Genomic DNA, 410 nt, shown 5'->3' with positions numbered 1-410 from the left:
CGGCAGTGGTTCTTTGCTTGGCGGCGTCCTACTCTCCCAGGACCCTGCGGTCCAAGTACCATCGGCGCTAGAGGGCTTAACGGTCGTGTTCGGGATGGGTACGTGTGGAACCCCTCCGCCATCGCCACCAAACGCGATTGGATCGAAGCTATGGCTTCTTCCATTCATTCAGAACTGAAAACCATACACACATTCCGTGATGTACYSATTTTCAYTTCATTCAGAGTGTTGTTCTCTGAAAACTAGATTCGAAACGAAACTCACGCGATTTAAAACTTGCTATTGGATAAGCCCTCGACCGATTAGTACTGGTCAGCTCCATGCATTGCTGCACTTCCACCCCCAGCCTATCTACCTCGTCGTCTTCAAGGGGTCTTACATACTGGGAAATCTCATCTTGAGGGGGGCTT

2 rRNA genes are annotated in these 410 nt (G+C 50.6%); both read right to left on the bottom strand.

The window, feature by feature from the left end:
* Positions 1–15 precede the first annotated feature (15 nt).
* Positions 16–132, bottom strand: a 5S ribosomal RNA gene (gene rrf / locus AB4Z30_RS30080).
* Between the two features lie 150 nt (positions 133–282).
* Positions 283–410: ribosomal RNA gene (locus tag AB4Z30_RS30075) — 23S ribosomal RNA — on the bottom strand; the annotation flags it as partial.

Source organism: Paenibacillus sp. 2TAF8, from assembly GCF_052114825.1.
In the GTDB taxonomy this organism is placed as follows: Bacteria; Bacillota; Bacilli; order Paenibacillales; family Paenibacillaceae; genus Paenibacillus.
This window is presented reverse-complemented; position numbering and strand designations above follow the sequence as displayed.